General features: G+C 68.3%; 17 protein-coding genes. 8 read left to right on the forward strand and 9 right to left on the reverse strand.

What is annotated here, in order from left to right; genetic code table 11:
• Nucleotides 1-48 precede the first annotated feature (48 nt).
• The 3 genes from WFK98_RS18250 (at nucleotide 49) to WFK98_RS18260 (ending at nucleotide 2,327) form a co-directional block, all read left to right on the forward strand.
• Nucleotides 49-948 (forward strand): cation diffusion facilitator family transporter, encoded by a 900-nt coding sequence (locus tag WFK98_RS18250; protein WP_266336629.1) that lies wholly within the window; start codon nucleotides 49-51, stop codon nucleotides 946-948.
• Between the two features lie 121 nt (nucleotides 949-1,069).
• Complete coding sequence (gene grpE, locus WFK98_RS18255) at nucleotides 1,070-1,675, forward strand: nucleotide exchange factor GrpE (RefSeq protein ID WP_336801238.1); 606 nt, start codon at nucleotides 1,070-1,072, stop codon at nucleotides 1,673-1,675.
• 13 nt (nucleotides 1,676-1,688) lie between these two features.
• Complete coding sequence (locus tag WFK98_RS18260) at nucleotides 1,689-2,327, forward strand: trimeric intracellular cation channel family protein (protein WP_336801239.1); 639 nt, start codon at nucleotides 1,689-1,691, stop codon at nucleotides 2,325-2,327.
• Between the two features lie 30 nt (nucleotides 2,328-2,357).
• Here the strand turns inward: WFK98_RS18260 and WFK98_RS18265 are convergent, their stop codons facing one another.
• The 5 genes from WFK98_RS18265 to rsmI form a co-directional block, all read right to left on the reverse strand.
• Nucleotides 2,358-3,194, reverse strand: a complete 837-nt coding sequence (locus WFK98_RS18265; RefSeq protein WP_266336632.1) for a GNAT family N-acetyltransferase — start codon at nucleotides 3,192-3,194, stop codon at nucleotides 2,358-2,360.
• Between the two features lie 334 nt (nucleotides 3,195-3,528).
• Nucleotides 3,529-5,061 carry a YifB family Mg chelatase-like AAA ATPase gene (locus tag WFK98_RS18270; RefSeq protein ID WP_336801565.1) on the reverse strand — a complete coding sequence of 511 codons (1,533 nt, stop codon included), beginning with the start codon at nucleotides 5,059-5,061 and terminating at the stop codon, nucleotides 3,529-3,531.
• A gap of 114 nt (nucleotides 5,062-5,175) precedes the next feature.
• Nucleotides 5,176-6,117, reverse strand: coding sequence for a glutathione synthase (gene gshB / locus WFK98_RS18275; protein ID WP_266336634.1), 942 nt, complete (start codon nucleotides 6,115-6,117; stop codon nucleotides 5,176-5,178).
• Between the two features lie 64 nt (nucleotides 6,118-6,181).
• Nucleotides 6,182-6,586 (reverse strand): YraN family protein, encoded by a 405-nt coding sequence (locus WFK98_RS18280; protein ID WP_336801240.1) that lies wholly within the window; start codon nucleotides 6,584-6,586, stop codon nucleotides 6,182-6,184.
• Nucleotides 6,537-7,526, reverse strand: a complete 990-nt coding sequence (rsmI, locus tag WFK98_RS18285) for a 16S rRNA (cytidine(1402)-2'-O)-methyltransferase (RefSeq protein WP_336801241.1) — start codon at nucleotides 7,524-7,526, stop codon at nucleotides 6,537-6,539. The genes WFK98_RS18280 and rsmI overlap by 50 nt, the downstream gene beginning before the upstream one ends.
• Nucleotides 7,527-7,656: 130 nt before the next feature.
• On the opposite strand from rsmI, the gene WFK98_RS18290 reads away from it, so the two are divergent.
• Nucleotides 7,657-8,880: a penicillin-binding protein activator gene (locus WFK98_RS18290; protein WP_336801242.1), complete on the forward strand. Its 1,224-nt coding sequence runs from the start codon at nucleotides 7,657-7,659 to the stop codon at nucleotides 8,878-8,880.
• Nucleotides 8,881-9,226: 346 nt separating this feature from the next.
• Here the strand turns inward: WFK98_RS18290 and hemW are convergent, their stop codons facing one another.
• From hemW to rph, 3 genes are read right to left on the reverse strand one after another with little or no spacing between them, the layout of a single operon-like run.
• A complete protein-coding gene (gene hemW / locus WFK98_RS18295; protein WP_266336638.1) occupies nucleotides 9,227-10,384 on the reverse strand; it encodes a radical SAM family heme chaperone HemW in 1,158 nt (385 codons plus the stop codon).
• Nucleotides 10,385-10,388: 4 nt separating this feature from the next.
• Complete coding sequence (locus tag WFK98_RS18300) at nucleotides 10,389-11,039, reverse strand: non-canonical purine NTP pyrophosphatase (protein WP_266336639.1); 651 nt, start codon at nucleotides 11,037-11,039, stop codon at nucleotides 10,389-10,391.
• Nucleotides 11,036-11,752 (reverse strand): ribonuclease PH, encoded by a 717-nt coding sequence (gene rph, locus WFK98_RS18305; protein ID WP_336801243.1) that lies wholly within the window; start codon nucleotides 11,750-11,752, stop codon nucleotides 11,036-11,038. The genes WFK98_RS18300 and rph overlap by 4 nt, the downstream gene beginning before the upstream one ends.
• 134 nt (nucleotides 11,753-11,886) lie before the next feature.
• Here rph and hrcA point away from each other — a divergent pair, with 134 nt between their 5' ends.
• Both hrcA and WFK98_RS18315 read left to right on the forward strand, forming a co-directional pair.
• Nucleotides 11,887-12,972, forward strand: coding sequence for a heat-inducible transcriptional repressor HrcA (gene hrcA / locus WFK98_RS18310; protein ID WP_336801244.1), 1,086 nt, complete (start codon nucleotides 11,887-11,889; stop codon nucleotides 12,970-12,972).
• A 76-nt stretch (nucleotides 12,973-13,048) separates the two neighbouring features.
• The gene (locus tag WFK98_RS18315; protein WP_336801245.1) at nucleotides 13,049-14,020 is read left to right on the forward strand and encodes a complex I NDUFA9 subunit family protein; all 972 of its coding nucleotides are present in this window, start codon (nucleotides 13,049-13,051) and stop codon (nucleotides 14,018-14,020) included.
• 79 nt (nucleotides 14,021-14,099) lie between these two features.
• Here WFK98_RS18315 and WFK98_RS18320 read toward each other — a convergent pair whose 3' ends face one another.
• The gene (locus WFK98_RS18320; RefSeq protein WP_266336643.1) at nucleotides 14,100-14,906 is read right to left on the reverse strand and encodes an undecaprenyl-diphosphate phosphatase; all 807 of its coding nucleotides are present in this window, start codon (nucleotides 14,904-14,906) and stop codon (nucleotides 14,100-14,102) included.
• Between the two features lie 154 nt (nucleotides 14,907-15,060).
• On the opposite strand from WFK98_RS18320, the gene WFK98_RS18325 reads away from it, so the two are divergent.
• Entirely contained in the window at nucleotides 15,061-15,753 is a 693-nt protein-coding gene (locus WFK98_RS18325; protein WP_266336644.1) for a glutathione S-transferase family protein, read from the forward strand.
• Nucleotides 15,754-15,761: 8 nt separating this feature from the next.
• Entirely contained in the window at nucleotides 15,762-16,901 is a 1,140-nt protein-coding gene (queG, locus tag WFK98_RS18330; RefSeq protein ID WP_442907465.1) for a tRNA epoxyqueuosine(34) reductase QueG, read from the forward strand.
• The last annotated feature ends 68 nt before the right edge of the window (nucleotides 16,902-16,969 follow it).

Consider the following 16,969-nt stretch of genomic DNA (forward strand, 5'->3'; position numbering starts at 1 on the left):
TGCCGGCGGTGTTAATGCGCCGAAACCGCCGACACACCGAGGACGATCATGCCGAAATGGAACGACAGGATAACGCTTGTCGCGCTCTCCTCGATCGTCATCGCGCTGGTCGTGATGGCGCTGAAATATGCGGCCTACTGGAAGACCGGCAGCGTCGCGCTCTATTCGGACGCGCTGGAGAGCATCGTCAATCTCGCCACCGCGGTGGCGGCGTTCTGGGCGATCCGGCTGAGCCACAAGCCGGCCGACAGCGACCACCAGTTCGGCCACCACAAGGCGGAGTATTTCTCCGCCGTGCTGGAAGGCGTGCTGATCGTCGTGGCGGCGCTGCTCATCCTGCGCGAGGCCTGGATCTCCTATGAGGAGAAGCGGGCGCTCGAAAACGCCGGTATCGGCCTGACGATCAATCTGGTCGCCACGGCGATCAACGGCGCCTGGGCGATGTATCTGTTCCGTTTCGGCCGCCGCCGCCGCTCGCCTGCCTTCATCGCCGAGGCCTGGCACCTGACCAGCGACGTCATCAGCTCGGTCGGCGTCTTCATCGGCCTCGTGCTGGTGGCGCTCACGGGCTGGGTGGTGCTCGATCCGCTGCTCGCCGTCATCGTCGCCGTCAACATCCTGTGGTCGGGTTGGCGCGTCATTCGCGATTCCGTCGGCGGGCTGATGGATCATGCCGTCTCGGGCGAGGTGGAAAGCGAGATCCGCTCGATCATTTCGACCGAGGCGACTGGCGCGATCGAGGTGCACGACCTCCGCACCCGCAATGCCGGTCGCGCCATCTTCATCGAGTTCCATCTCGTCGTGCCGGGATCGATGACGGTCGCCGCCGGCCATGTCATCTGCGATCGCATCGAGGCGGCGCTGAACAAGGCGATCGAGGGCTCGGAAGTCCTGATCCACATCGAGCCCGAGGCCGAGGCGCTGCATCACGGCGTGATCGTTCTCTAGCGTCCTTCCGTCCGTTTCCGCCCCATATCGCGGCGCGGCGGAGGGGCGCAGAGCTTGATTTTCTGCCCCAAACTCATGATATCGGGCCTAACCTTTGGTTCTGATCAAAAGAGAGTTCGCCATGTCTGACGATACCCAGCCCGTCTCCTCCACCGAAGCAGCCGCCGACGCGGCCGCGACGGCTGCGGATGGCGACGCCGCGGCGGCTCGCATCGCGACGCTCGAGGCTGAAGCGACCGAGTTGAAGGATCGCGTCCTGCGCACCATCGCCGAGATGGAAAACCTGCGCCGCCGCACCGAGCGCGAGGTCGCGGATGCGCGCCAGTACGCCATCGCCGCCTTTGCTCGCGACATGCTGACCGCCGGCGACAACCTCGCCCGCGCCATCGAGGCGGTTCCGGATGAGGCGCGCGGCGGCAACGAGGCGCTGACCGCGCTGATCGACGGCGTCGAGATGACCGAGCGCGATCTCGTCAATTCGCTGGAGCGCCACGGCGTCCGCAAGCTCGAGCCGCTCGGCCAGAAGTTCGATCCGCATCTGCACCAGGCCGTCTTCGAGGTCCCGACCATCGAGCAGCCGGCCGGCACCGTCATGCAGGTTGTCCAGTCCGGCTACGTGATTGGCGACCGCGTCCTGCGCCCGGCCATGGTCGGCGTTGCCAAGGGCGCGCCGAAGCCGAGGGAAGCGAAGACCGAAGCCGGCGATTCCTCGCCCAACTCCGTCTGAGGCGGACGAGGCTGTGGATGCTCCCGTGCTCTACAGCCTCGATCTCATCGGGGTTTTCGTCTTTGCCCTGACCGGGGCGCTCGCGGCGTCTCGCAAGCAGCTCGACATCGTCGGCTTCGCCTTTCTGGCGTCGATCACCGGCGTCGGCGGCGGTACGCTGCGGGACGTCATCCTCGGCGCGACGCCGGTGTTCTGGATCACCCAGCCCGCCCCGGTCGTGCTCTGCGTCGCGACCGCCGTTTTCGTCTACTTTGTCGCGCCCTTCGTCGAATATCGCTACCGCCTGCTGCTTTGGGCCGACGCGATCGGCATTTCCGGCTATTGCGTCATGGGCGCGGCGCGGGCGCTCGACGCGGGCGCCAGCCCCTTCGGCGCGGTGGTGATGGGCGTCGTCACCGCGACCTTCGGCGGCATCATCCGCGATATCGTCGCCGGCGAGCCGTCGGTGATCCTGCGCCGGGAAATCTATGTGACAGCGACGGTGGTGGGCGCGACCCTGTTCGTGCTCGCCATCCTGCTCGACGTGCCGTTCTGGACCGCTTCCGTGCTGGGTGCGCTTTCGGCCTTCGCGGTGCGGGCAGGCGCACTGACCTTCGGCTGGACGCTGCCGACCTACCGGTCGCGTCCCGGCCGCGCCTTTCCGCCCCGCTAGGCCCGCATCCGGAGCCGCGGTTGCCGGCCTTCAGGCGGCGTAGCGGGTGGCGTCGACGCCGTAGTGGTTCACATAGCGCTCGCTGATCGCCGATACCGGCAGCACGATCAGCACGTCCGTCGTGCCGAACTGGCGGTCGACCACGGCGCCGTCGCCGATATAGGCGCCGAGGCGCAGATAGCCCTTGATCAGCGGCGGCAGCGTCTTCAGCGCCGCCTTCATGTCGATCGCGTCTTCTGCCATCCGGTCCATCGGCACGCGGCGGTGCGGCAGCGCGCTCACCGTCCATTCGGCCGGGGCGCGGGCGCTGTGGTGCAGGAAGGAGAGGGGGAGCGACAGCGCATCGGGATTGGTGCCTTCGAGCGAGGCACAGCCGACCATCACGTCGATGCCGTGGCTGCGGACATAGCTCCAGATGCCGTGCCAGAGCAGTTCGACCGTGCGCTTGGTGCGGTAGGGCTTCAGCACGCAGGAGCGGCCGAGCTCCAGGAAATTCAGCCCGCTATGCCGCTCCAGCAGCGACCCGATGTCGAATTCGTTCGCCGTGTAGAAGCCGGTGTGGCGGTTCGCCACTTCCTGGCGCAGCAGGCGGTAGGTGCCGACGATCGCCGCCTCGCCTGAAGCGAGGCGGGTGTCGTGGTCGATGACGAGCAGGTGGTCGCAGATCTTGTCGAAACCGTCGCGATCGCGGCGCGACAGCTGCGCCTGCACGTCGGGGATCGCTGACATCTCCTCGTAAAAGACCTTGTAGCGCAGCTTCTGCGCCTTCTTCACCTCGCGCGGCGTGGCGGCAAGGCGCACTTCCAGCGCTCCGATTCGACCGAGCGTTTCAGGCAGGATGGCAGCAGGGCGAAGGGCTTTCGGCATCGGGAGTCTTATACCGCCAATTGCCCGCTTCGATAGAGCCGGCAAAGCAATGATCGCTTCCGATACGCGCAGAACCTGCTGGGTCGCCGCATTGCCGCGCTTGACCATCTGACCTTCTCCTGCTGGTCCCCAGCGCTTTCCCGCCGGGATTTCTGACCCCGTTGCGGAGAAGAACACAGTTCTCCGACAGTTCGGTGACGAAGCGCTTTCTCGGTCTTGGCCGTCCGCGGTTCCGTCGTTCGGGCCCGGTCGCTGACGGCGATGGCGCGTCCAGCCGGCAAGCCGTCGAAATATCGGGCCGATCCAGAGTCGCCGGCCGGGCCTCCGGCCGCGCTCAGGCGGCGGCCAGCAGCCGGTCGCCGGCGATGCGGTAGCGGAGCGCCTCGGCGAGATGCGGCCGGCCGACCGTCTCGGCGCCGTCGAGGTCGGCGATGGTGCGGGCGACCTTCAGCACGCGATGATAGCTCCGCGCCGAAAGGCGCAGCGCCTCGGCGGCCTCGGCAAGCAGCTTCGCCCCGGCCTTGTCCGGCGTCGCGATCGTCTCGACCAGGGCGCTGCCGCATTGCGCGTTGGTGCGGATGTCGTCGATCCCCAGCGCCTCGAACCGCTCGGCCTGCAGCGCGCGCGCCGCCGCAACCCGTTCGGCGACGACGGCGCTGCTCTCCGAAGGCCTCGCGCCGATCAGGTCGCTCGCGGTCACCGCCGGCACGTCGATGCGCATGTCGATGCGGTCGAGGAAGGGGCCGGACAGCCGCGCCTGATAGTCGGCCGCGCAGCGCGGGCCGCGCTTGCAGCTCATGCCGGGCTCGCCTGCCATGCCGCATCGACACGGGTTCATGGCGGCGACCAGCTGGAAGCGGGAGGGATAGCGGACGCGATGGTTGGCGCGGGCGATCATCACCTCGCCGGCCTCCAGCGGCTGGCGCAGCGAATCGAGCACCTGCGGCGTGAATTCGGGCAGTTCGTCGAGGAAGAGCACGCCGTGATGGGCGAGCGAGGCTTCGCCCGGCCGGGCGCGCAGGCCGCCGCCGACCATCGCCGCCATCGAGGCCGAATGGTGCGGCGCGCGGAACGGACGCCGGTCGGTCAGCTTGCCGCCGGCAAGTTCGCCGCCGATGGATGCGATCATCGCCACCTCAAGCAGTTCCTTCGGCGACAGCGGCGGCAGCAGCGAGGGCAGGCGGCTCGCCAGCATCGATTTGCCGGCCCCGGGCGGCCCGGCCATCAGGAGGTTGTGGCCGCCGGCGGCGGCGATCTCCAGCGCGCGGCGGGCGCTCTCCTGGCCGCGGACGTCGGCGAGGTCGGCGAGCGCCGCGCCGTCGCGCTTCAGCGCCGGCTCGGGCCGCGAAAGCACCTGCGTGCCCTTGAAGTGGTTGGCGATGGCGATCAGGCTGCGCGGGGCCAGGATCTCCATGCCGCCGCCGGCCCATGCCGCTTCCGGGCCGCAGGCGGAAGGGCAGATCAGCCCGCGGCCGATGGCGTTGGCGCCGATCGCCGCCGGCAGCACGCCGGCGACGGAGGCGATGGTGCCGTCGAGCGCCAGTTCGCCGAGCGCGACGAAATCGGCCAGCTGGTCGCCCGGCAGCACGCCGAGCGCCGCCATCAGGCCGAGCGCGATCGGCAGATCGTAGTGGCTGCCTTCCTTCGGCAGGTCGGCCGGCGCCAGATTGACGATGATCCGCTTCGGCGGCAGCGCGAGGCCGGAGGCGTGCAGGGCGGCGCGCACCCGTTCACGGCTTTCTGCCACGGCCTTGTCCGGCAGGCCGACGATGACGATGCCGGGAAAGCCCGGCGCGATCTGGATCTGGACGTCGACCGGCACCGCCTCGATGCCCTGGAACGCCACCGTCGTGACATGCGCGACCATATCCGTCATCCCCGTTGCGGAATGACGCTACGTCAACTTTCGGATGAATACAAGAACAGGTCGTGAACATCCGCGCCGGCGGCCGGCGCGGATCCTGGTAGCAATCCGTTAACCCTAGCGCTTGCTCTCGACGGCGTCCCAGACCAGCGAGGCGATGTCGGCGCCGCCGAAGCGCTTCACCTCGCGGATGCCGGTCGGCGAGGTGACGTTGATCTCGGTCAGGTAGTCGCCGATGACATCGATGCCGACGAAGACGAAGCCGCGTTTCTTCAGGTCCGGTCCGATCGCCTCGCAGATCTCGCGGTCGCGCCGGGTCAGCTCGATCGGCTCCGGCCGGCCGCCGACATGCATGTTGGAGCGCGACTCGCCATCCGCCGGCACGCGGTTGATGGCGCCGACGGCGACGCCGTCGACCAGGATGATGCGCTTGTCGCCGGCCCGCACCGCCGGCAGGTAGCGCTGCACGACATAGGGCTCGCCGCGATACGCGGCCGAGAAGATCTCCAAGAGCGAGGCGAGGTTCTGGTCGCCTTCCGACAGGCGGAAGACGCCGGCGCCGCCATTGCCGAACAGCGGCTTGATGATGATGTCGCCATGCTCCTGGCGGAAGCGGCGGATCTCGTCGGCGTCGCGCGAGATCAGCGTCGGCGGCATCAGCTTCGGATATTCGGTGACGAAGATCTTCTCCGGCGCGTTGCGCACCTCGGCTGGGTCGTTGACCACCAGCGTCTTCGGATGGATGCGCTCGAGCAGATGCGTCGTCGTGATGTAGCCCATGTCGAAGGGCGGATCCTGGCGCAGGAACACGACGTCCATGGTCGAGAGATCGGTCCGCTCCGCCTCGCCGAGCGAGAAATGGTCGCCCGGCACGTCGCGGACGGTGACCGCCTCGATCGCCGCCTCGACGCGGCCGTCGTTCAGCGACAGGCGGTCGGGCGTGTAGTGGTAGAGCTTGTGGCCGCGCCGCTGGCCTTCCAGCATCAGGGCGAAGGTGGAATCGCCGCGGATGTTGATCCTGGCGATGTGGTCCATCTGGACGGCGACGGAAAGCGACATATAGGCCCCCAATGCGGAATAGGCCTCTTATGTCGTGTGGCGGGGCCGAATGGCAATGCCGTCGTCAGCGATCCCGGGCAAAAGCGTCGACGATGTGGTGCGGCAGCCGGCGCGGCAGGATCGCGACGATGTCGAAGCGGAGTGCCAGCCCTGCCGTCTCGGGATGGCGGCCGATAAAGCTCTGCGCCGCCCGGATGAGGCGGTCGCGCGCCGCCGGCGTGATCGCCAGAATGGCGGTGTCCAGTTCGCGCCGTGCCTTGACCTCGACGAAGACGAGCAGGTCGCCACGCCGCATGACGAGGTCGATCTCGCCCAGCGGGCTGCGGAAGCGTCGCGCGACGGTGCGGTAGCCCTTGAGGTTGAGATAGAGGGCGGCGACCGTTTCGGCGAAACGGCCGCGTCGTTCCGAGGCGCGGCGGTCAGGCCGCGCCATCGTCGTCGGCGTCCGGGTCGGCGCCGTCTTCGTCATCCTCGGCCTCTGCGGCCTCCGCCTTCAGCTCCAGCGCGCGCTGGTAGAGGTCGCGCTTCGGCAGGCCGGTGGCGGTGGCGGCAAGCGACGCCGCCTCCTTCAGCGGGTGGCTTTCCAGCAGCCGCGCCAGCAGCGTGTCGACCTCGTCGGCATCGGGCTCGGCATCGATCGGCGGGCCGATCAGGATGACGATCTCGCCCTTCGGCGACGGCTCGCTGCCGAAGGCCTCGGCGAGGGAAGCGAGCGTTCCGCGTCGGACGGTTTCAAAAGTCTTGGTCAGTTCGCGCGCCACCACGGCCGGGCGGTCGCCGCCGAGCGTCTCGGCCATGTCGGCGAGCGAATCCGCGGTTCGATGCGGCGACTCATAGAAAATCAGCGTGCCGGGCACGTCGGCAAGCGCCGCGAGCCGCTTCTTGCGGCCGACGGTGCGGTTGGGCAGGAAGCCGGCGAACAGGAAGGTGTCGGTCGGAAGCGCCGCCGCGACCAGCGCCGTCAGCAGCGCCGAGGCGCCGGGGATCGGCACGACGCGATGGCCGGCCGCGAGCACGTCGCCGACCAGCCGGAAGCCGGGATCGGAGACCAGCGGCGTGCCGGCGTCGCTGACCAGCGCCACCACCTTGCCGCTTGCGAGTGCCGCCAGCAGCTTCGGGCGCTGCCGGTCGGCATTGTGCTCGTGATAGGCGAATAGCTCGGTGTCGATGCCGTAGTGGCGGGTCAGCACGCGGGTGACGCGGGTGTCCTCGCAGGCGATGACGTCGGCGGCGGCGAGGGTCGCGAGCGCGCGCAGCGTGATGTCCCGCAGATTGCCGATCGGCGTCGAGACGATGTAGAGGCCCGGCTCGATCCGTGGCGCGCGCAGGCGCTGGCCGTCGATCAGATAGAAGGCGCGGCTTTCGCCGTGCCCTGCTTCCGGCGTTTCCGCCTGTCCGGGACCGCTCATGACGCGCCCGCGCCGACGTTGTGGAGAAGTGACACCAGACCTGAATTCACCGAGACCGCCGCTCTTTGCCGCTGAACAACCATGGGCTTTCCAGTACAGTTACATCTTGCGATTGAACAGGAGAAGGCGTGTGGGTTGGTTCCGTTCCGAACGGCTGGACGGTGGCAGGGCAGGGTTGTTCGCATCCTGTTTCGCCGCGCTCGGCCTGTTGGCCGCCTGTGCCTCGACCGTCGGCGGACCCGGCACCGGAGCCGGCGTGACGCCGTCTGCGACGGGGGGCCAGCCGGTCGTCGGCGACACGCTCGGCAACGGCACGGTTCGCGTGGCGCTGCTTTTGCCCTCCTCGGCCACCGGCAATGCCGGCGTCATCGCCGCCAACCTGAAGAATGCCGCCGACCTGGCGCTGCGCGAATTCCAGGGCGGCGCCAATCTGCAGATCCTCATCAAGGATGATCGCGGCACGCCGGAGGGCGCCCGTCAGGCGGCGACCGAGGCGATCTCGCAGGGAGCGGAGCTCATCATGGGTCCGCTCTTCTCGCCCTCCGTCGCAGCGGCCGCCTCCGTGGCAAGGCCCGCCGGCATCCCGATTGTTGCGTTTTCGACCGATACCAGCGTCGCCGCGCGCAACGTCTATCTCCTGAGCTTCCTGCCGCAATCGGACGCCGACCGCGTCATCGGCTATGCCGCCTCGCAGGGGAAACGCTCGATCGCGGCCATCCTGCCGGAAAACGGCTATGGCACGGTGATGGAGGCGGCGCTGCAGCGCGCTGCCACTGCCAATGGAGCCCGGGTCGTCGCCATCGAGCGCTACGGCCTCGATCGCGTCGCCATGCAGCAGAAGGCCGAGGCGCTCGCCACCGTGATCCAGAGCGGCCAGGTCGACGCCGTGTTCATGCCCGACGCCGGCGACGCCGCGCCGTTCCTGGCGCAGATCCTGAGCGCGCGCGGCATAAGGCCAGGCCAGGTCAAGTTCCTCGGCTCCGGCCAGTGGGACGATCCGCGCATCGCCGCCGAGCCGACGCTGCGCGGCGGCTGGTATCCGGCGCCCGACCGCGCCGGCTATGCCGCCTTCGCCGTTCGCTACCAGAGTGTCTTCGGCGCGCCGCCGCTGCGCACCGCCTCGCTCGGCTATGACGCGACCAGCCTCGCCGCCGGACTCGCCGCCCGCTATGGCGACAAGCGCTTCACCGCCGACATGCTGGCCAATCCGAACGGCTTCATCGGCGTCGACGGCGCCTTCCGCTTCCTGCCGGACGGCACCAACCAGCGTCAGCTGGCGATCTACGAGCTCGGCGGCGGCACCCCGGTCATGATCGCCCCGGCGCCGCAGACCTTTGCCCGCACGGGGGCGTAGCCGGCTCGCCGAGGCGGCAAGCGAGACCCTTACCCACCTCTCTCCCGCAAGCGAGCGAGCGCTTTTGGGCCGGCGGTCTCTATGGACGCTGCGGCAGGCGGGGGATCTTCACTTCTCCCATGGGGAGAGGTCGACGGCCGCAGGCCGACGGGTGAGGGGTTCAGCCCTCGCCGGTGAGATCTCAACCCCTCACCCGGATCTTCGGTCAGACCTCCCCGTGTGGGAGAGGTGAGAGAGGGAGAGCATTTGGCACCGGCCGCCGGACGGGCGCAGGCCGGCCCCCTCTACCGCTTGCGGGAGAGGGCTGGGGCGAGGGCCTTTTCTTCAGAAGCTGGAAGGAACGATCTCAGGCCGCGAGGTCGGCGACCACCGCGTCGAGCACGAAGGAGCCGGAGCGGGTGGCGCGGACGCGGTTCTCGTCGAGCTGCTCGACCATGCCGTGCTCGATCAGATCCGCCATGCGGCGTGGATCGAGCGGCCGGCCGGCGATCGCCTTGTAGCGGCGCAGATCGATGCCTTCGGTCAGCCTCAGGCCCATCAGCAGCATCTCGTCGCCGGCTTCTTCCGGCGTCAGGATCTCATCCGTCTCGATGCCGTCGCCCCAGGATTCGACGCGGCCGAGCCAGGTTTCCGGCAGCAGCGTCGTCGCGGTGGCGTGGCGCTGGCCGTCGATGACGAGGCGGCCATGCGCGCCCGGGCCGATGCCGGCATATTCGCCATAGCGCCAGTAGACGAGATTGTGCCGGCATTCGCCGCCGGGGACCGCGTGGTTGGAGATCTCGTAGGCCGGGCGGCCATGCTTGTCGCAGATCTCCTGCGTGATCTCGAACAGGGTCGCGGCGGTGTCCTCGTCCGGGATCGCCAGCTTGCCGGCCGCGTAGAGCTTCTCGAACATCGTCCCCGGCTCGATGGTGAGCTGGTAGAGCGACAGGTGGTCGGAGGCGCGGTCGAGCGCCTGCAGCAGCTCGGCCCGCCACATGTCCGGCGTCTGGCCGGGGCGGGCATAGATCAGGTCGAAGGAGAGGCGCGGGAAGGTGGCGCGGGCGATGTCGATGGCGCGCATTGCCTCCTCGACATTGTGGACCCGGCCGAGCGCCTTCAGGTCGACGTCGTTCAGCGCCTGCACGCCGAGCGACACGCGGTTGACGCCGGCGGCGCGATAGCCGCGGAAGCGTTCCGCCTCGACGCTGGAGGGGTTCGCCTCCATCGACACCTCGGCGTCCGGCGCGACGTTCCACGCAGCGCCGATGGCGTCGAGAATGGTGCCGACGGTCTTCGGGTCCATCAGCGACGGCGTGCCGCCGCCGAGGAAGATCGAATTGACCGTCTTGCCGGGCGACTTGGCCGCCATCGTCTGGATCTCGGTGACGAAGGCTTTCGCAAAGCGCTCCTGATCGACACCCTGGTGGCGGACATGCGAGTTGAAGTCGCAATAGGGGCACTTGGCCGCGCAGAACGGCCAGTGCACATAGACGCCAAATCCGGGGTCGATCGGTGCCGCCATGGGTTCAGGCCCCGAGCTCGGCTTCAGCGAACAGCGCGAAGGCGCGCGCCCGGTGCGACAGCGCATCGGTGCGGCCGGCCGACCAGCCGTGCTTCTCTTCCGCTTCCATTTCGCCGAATGTACGCGCATGGCCTTCCGGCAGGAAGGCCGGATCGTAGCCGAAGCCGAGCTCGCCGCGCGGCGGCCAGACCATCGTGCCCTCGACCTCACCGCGATAATAGCGCGTCGTGCCGTCCGGGAAGGCGAGGCAGAGCACGGCGACGAAGCGGCCGGTGCGGCTCTCCGGCGTGGTGGCGCCGGCAAGCTGCAGCTTCTCCTCGACATTGCGCATGGCGCGGGCGAAGTCGCCGTCGGGCGCGGCCCAATCGGCCGAGTAGACGCCCGGGTCGCCGCCGATCGCGTCGACGCAGAGACCGGAATCGTCGGAAAGCGCCGGCAGGCCCGACGCCGTCGCCGCGGCATGCGCCTTGATCGCCGCGTTTTCCTCGAAGGTGGTGCCGGTCTCGTCGGGAACGGGCAGGCCGAGTTCGCCGACCGAGACGACCTTGAGGCCGAATGGCTCCATCAGGCCGGCGAACTCGCGCAGCTTGCCGCGATTGTGCGAGGCGAGCACGAGCGTGTCGCCGGCCGACAGGCGATGGTCGGACATGCTCATCCGGCGATCACCAGCTTTTGCAGCTCGACCAGGTCGGCGATGCCGCCCTTGGCGAGCGTCAGCATCGCGGTCAGCTCGGCTTCGTTGAACGGCTTGCCTTCGGCGGTTCCCTGGATCTCGACGATGCCGCCGGCGCCGGTCATGACGAAGTTGGCGTCGGTCTCGGCCTCCGAATCCTCGGCATAGTCGAGGTCGAGCACCGGCGTGCCGCGATACATGCCGACCGAGACGGCGGCGACGTGGTCGCGGATGACCTTCGGGCCGACCATCTCGCGCGACTTCATCCACTGGACGCAGTCATAGAGCGCCACCCAGGCGCCGGTGACCGAGGCCGTGCGGGTGCCGCCATCGGCCTGCAGCACGTCGCAGTCGATGGTGATCTGCTTCTCGCCGAGATGAACGAGATCGACGACGGCGCGCAGCGAGCGGCCGATCAGGCGCTGGATTTCCTGCGTCCGGCCGGACTGCTTGCCGGTCGCCGCCTCGCGGCGCATGCGATCGCCGGTCGAGCGCGGCAGCATGCCGTATTCGGCCGTGACCCAGCCCTTGCCGGTGCCGCGCAGCCAGGATGGCGGCTTGTCCTCGAGGCTGGCGGTGCAGAGCACGTGCGTGTCGCCGAACTTGACCAGGCAGGAGCCCTCGGCGTGCTTGGCCACGCCGCGTTCAAGCGTTACCGCACGCAGGGCGTCCGCGGCGCGTTTCGAAGGTCGCATGGGATATTCCTGGCTGTTTCGTTGGTCCGCTTGTACAGGTCGCCGGCTCAAAACGTAAAGCCCTGCTTGAACCGGGGGCGGAAATCGACACTTAATCAAAGAGTTCGAACCATTCGAGGAGAGGATCCAGCGTCTTGCCCGTCGACCGCACGACTTCCGAGACGGCGACGTCGGCGCTTTCGGCGCTCGACCAGCGTTCGCGCGAGATCTTCCGCCGCATCGTCGACAGCTATCTGGAGACGGGTGAACCGCTCGGCTCGCGCAACCTCGCTCGCATCCTGCCGATGGCGCTGTCGCCGGCCTCCGTCCGCAACGTCATGTCGGATCTCGAAGGGCTCGGCCTGATCTATGCGCCGCATACCTCGGCCGGGCGACTGCCGACCGAAAGCGGGCTGCGCCTGTTCGTCGACGCCATGCTGGAAGTGGGCGACCTGACCTCGGAGGAACGGCGCGACATCGAGAGCCGGGTGGCCGGCGGTGGCGGCGGCCGGACCGTCGACGGCGTGCTGAGCGAGGCCGGGCGGATGCTGTCGGGCCTGTCGCGTGGCGCCGGCGTCGTGCTCGCCTCGAAGAGCGACCAGCGGCTGAAGCACATCGAATTCGTCCGGCTCGAGCCGGGCAAGGCGCTGGTCGTGCTGGTCGGCGAGGACGGCTCGGTCGAGAACCGGCTGATCGACCTCGATCCCGGCACGACGCCGTCGAGCCTGGTCGAGGCGGCGAACTATTTGAACACGCATCTGCGCGGCCGCAGCCTGGCGGAGGCCCGCGCCGAGCTGAACCAGCGGCAGGTCCGCGTGCGCGCCGAGCTCGACCAGCTGACGGCGCGTCTGATCGATGCCGGCCTCGCCAGCTGGGTCGAGGCGACCGGCGGCCGGCCGGACACGCTGATCGTGCGCGGCCAGGCCAATCTGCTCGAGGACGTGCGCGCCGCCGAGGATCTCGAACGGATCCGCCTGCTGTTCGACGACATCGAGACGCAGCGCGAGCTGGTGCGCCTGCTCGGCAGCGCCGAGGCGGGTGACGGCGTCCGCATCTTCATCGGCTCGGAGAACAAGCTGTTCTCGCTGTCCGGCTCGTCGCTGGTGGTGTCGCCCTATCGCGATTCCGAAAGCCGGGTGGTCGGCGTGCTCGGCGTCATCGGGCCGACGCGGCTCAACTATGCGCGCATCGTGCCGATGGTGGACTATACCGCCAAGCTGGTCGGCCGGCTGATCGGCTGAGCGCGACCGTCTGGCGTCTGTACAGCATCGCGGCAAGCCGATATGAGAACGCTTCAAAGATAACGGAGACGAGAACATGGCGACGGGTACCGACAAACTGGTCACGGTTTTCGGCGGCTCTGGCTTCATCGGTCGTCATGTGGTGCGCGCGCTGGCCAAGCGCGGCTGGCGCATCCGTGTCGCCGTGCGCCGGCCCGATCTTGCCGGTCATCTGCAGCCGCTCGGCGCTGTCGGCCAGATCATGCCGGTGCAGGCGAACCTCCGCTACCGCTGGTCGGTCGACCGCGCGGTCGAGGGCGCCGACGCTGTCGTCAACCTCGTCGGCATCCTGAACGAGAGCGGCCGGCAGAACTTCTCGGTGCTGCACAATTTCGGCGCCCGCGCCGTCGCCGAGGCGACCCGCGCCGCCGGCATCCAGACGCTGGTGCACCAGTCGGCGCTCGGCGCCGATCCGAAGTCGGATTCGCTCTATGCCCGCACCAAGGCGCTGGGCGAGGCGGCCGTGCTCGAGACCGTTCCGGACGCGGTCATCCTGCGCCCGTCGATCGTGTTCGGACCGGAAGACCAGTTCTTCAACCGGTTCGGCGATCTCGCCCGCATCTCGCCCTTCCTGCCGCTGATCGGCGGCGGCAAGACCCAGCTGCAGCCGGTGTTCGTTGGCGACGTCGCCGAGGCGATCGCGCGCGGCGTCGAGGGCCAGCTCTCCGGCGGCACGATCTACGAGCTCGGCGGGCCGGAAGTGAAGACCTTCCGCCAGTGCCTCGAGCTGCTCCTGACCGAGATCGAGCGTTCGCCGCTCCTGGTGTCGGTGCCGTGGTCGGTCGCGCATTACGGCGCGGTGCTGACGCAGCTTCTGCCGAACCCGCTCTTGACCACCGACCAGGTCCGGCTGCTGAAGCACGACAATATCGTTTCCACCGCCGCCGAGGCGGAGGGCCGTACGCTTTCGGGCATCGGCATCAATGCGAGCAATCTGCTCGCTGTGCTGCCGTCCTATCTGCAGCGCTTCAAGCCGCACGGCCAGTTCGATCACAAGCGCACGGCCTAGTCCCGCGCTGTCGCCGACATTGAAAAGCCCTCGTCCGGGACCCGGACGAGGGCTTTTTCGTTGTGGCAAGGAGCCGCGATCAGCCGAAGGTCAGCAGGGCGGCGAGGCCGACGGCGCCGACGAGGATGCGCCAGTAGGCGAAGGGGGCGAAGCCGCGCTGGCTGACGAAGTCGAGCAGGCGGCGAACCACGAAGACGCCGGCGACGAAGGCGGCGACGAAGCCGACCACGATGTTCCAGGCGCCGGCCGCGGTGATCTGGTCATGCGTCTTGTAGAGGTCGTAGGCGAAGGCGCCGACCATGGTCGGCATGGCCAGGAAGAACGAGAATTCGGCCGCCGAGCGCTTGTCGCTGCCGAACAGCATGGCGGCGACCACCGAGGCGCCGGAGCGCGACACGCCGGGCACCATCGCCAGGCACTGGGCGAAGCCGATGCCGAGATACATGCCGAGCGAGAAGTCCATCGCGTCGTGATAGCGCGGCTTCAGGTCGACCCGGTCGACGATCAGCAGCACGAAGCCGCCGAGGATCAGCATGACGCAGATCAGCATCGGGCTCTCGAACAGCACCTGCTTGATGAAGCCGTGCGCCGCCGCGCCGATGACGGCGGCCGGCAGGAAGGCGAGCAGGATGCCGAGCACGAAGCGGCGCGTACGCGGATCGGAGGGCAGGTCGCGCAGGATCTTCAGCAGCCGCCCGAAATAGACGGTCAGGATGGCGAGGATGGCGCCGAGCTGGATCAGCACCTCGAAGGCGCGTCCCGGGCTGTCGAAGCCGAGGAAATGGCCAGCCAGCAGCAGATGCGCGGTCGAGGAGACGGGAATGAATTCAGTGAGGCCTTCGATCAGGCCGAGTACGAGCGCATCCAGCAAACCTGGGATATCCATCATCGCTCCTGCGATTGCTGTTGAAGGTCGAAACCGCGATTCGGCTTGATACTCGCCACAATCGCGGCCTATATGCGGGCGCTGGAGCCGTTCTCGCAACTGGCAAGACCGCCGCAGAATCGCTTCGCATTTTCAGCTCTCGATCTGCGTAACGATGTCCTTCCTCCATCATCATCCCTTTTCCGCCGCTTCGCGCTATGCCCGCCTGGTCCTGTCGGAATATGACGAGGCCGTCGAGTTCGTCGAAGAGAAACCCTGGGTTCGCAATGCGGCGCTTCTGGCGCTGAATCCGGCTGGAATACTGCCGATTTTCATTGATGACAACGAGACGGTCGTCGCCGGCGGCTCCGTGATCACGGAATATCTTGTCGAAACCAAGGGCGCCCGCATGGGCGAGGTCCGGCTGATGCCGGAGCATGCCGCCGACCGCGCCGAAGTGCGGCGCCTGGTCGAATGGTTTGCCGGCAAGCTGCATGGCGAAGTGACGAACTATCTCGTCACCGAGAAGATCTACAAGCGGCAGATGAAGCAGGGCGAGGGCCATACCTCGCCCGATCCGGCCGCGATCCGCGCGGCGCGCGCCAATGTCCGCTATCATATCCAGTACATCGGCTATCTGGCGGCGCGGCGGAACTGGCTGGCGGGACGCGAACTGACGCTCGCCGATTTCGCGGCCGCTGCCGAGATCTCCGTCATCGACTATCTCGGTGAGGTGCCATGGGACGCGGACGAGGCGGCGAAGGCGTGGTACGCGCGGGTGAAGTCGCGACCGTCGTTCCGGTCGCTGCTGAACGACGTGGTCCGGGGCGTGCCGCCGGCGCCGCACTACGTCGACCTGGACTTCTGATTTCCGATCTGTTGACGCCGAAGCAACTCGCGGCGGAAAAGTCGCGGCTTGTCGCCGATGCGCTCGCCGAGGGCTTCAGCGTCGTCCGCATCACTGGACCGGACGCCATTCCGCTTGCGCCCGGGCGTCTGCAGGCCTTCCTGAGGGACGGCCATCACGGCAGCATGGCCTGGATGGAAGAGACGGCGGAGCGCCGTGCCGATCCGAAGGTGCTCTGGCCCGATGTCCGCACCGTCATCATGCTCGGCCTGAACTACGGGCCGGAGGAGGATCCGCGCGGGCTGCTCTCGGCGCGCGATCGCGGCAACATCTCCGTCTATGCGCGCAACCGCGACTATCACGACATCATCAAGGGCAAGCTGAAGCAGGTCGCCGGCCGGCTCGCCGCGCGCACCGGCCATGAGGTCAAGGTGTTCGTCGATACGGCGCCGGTGATGGAAAAGCCGCTCGGCGAGGCCGCCGGCCTCGGCTGGCAGGGCAAGCACACCAATCTCGTCTCGCGCGAGTTCGGCTCCTGGCTGTTCCTCGGCTCGATCTTCACCGCGCTGGAGCTGCCCGTCGATGCGCCCGAGCGCGATCATTGCGGCAAGTGCCGCGCCTGCCTCGACGCCTGCCCGACCAACGCGTTTCCGACGCCCTACCGCATCGATGCGCGGCGCTGCATCTCCTACCTGACGATCGAGAATGCCGGGCCGATCCCGCGCGAGTTCCGCGTCGCGATGGGCAACCGCATCTATGGCTGCGACGATTGCCTCGCCGCCTGCCCCTGGAACAAGTTCGCCAAGGCGTCGGCGGAGATGAAGCTGAAGGCGCGGCCCGAATATGAGGGGCCGAAGCTTGCCGAACTGGCGGCGCTCGACGATGCCGCCTTCCGGGCGTTCTTCTCCGGCTCGCCGGTGAAGCGGATCGGGCGCGACCGCTTCGTGCGCAACGTGCTGGTGGCGATCGGCAATTCCGGCGATGCCGGCCTACTGGAGGCGGTGCGGAGGCTGCTCGAGGATCCGGCGCCGGTGGTCCGGGGCGCCGCCGTCTGGGCCTTGTCACGGCTCGCGCCGGACGAACTCGTCGCGCTGGGGCTTGCCGCGATGGAGAGTGAGCCGGACGCGACGGTCCTGGAGGAATGGCGGGCTGCTCAGTCGGCGAGCTGAACATGGCGGGACGGGGCCCGCCGTCGCAAGCAAGGCAAGACCCTCACCCAACCCTCTCCCGCGAGCGG

This window comes from Kaistia sp. MMO-174 (assembly GCF_037147815.1).
In the GTDB taxonomy this organism is placed as follows: Bacteria; Pseudomonadota; Alphaproteobacteria; order Rhizobiales; family Kaistiaceae; genus Kaistia; species Kaistia nematophila.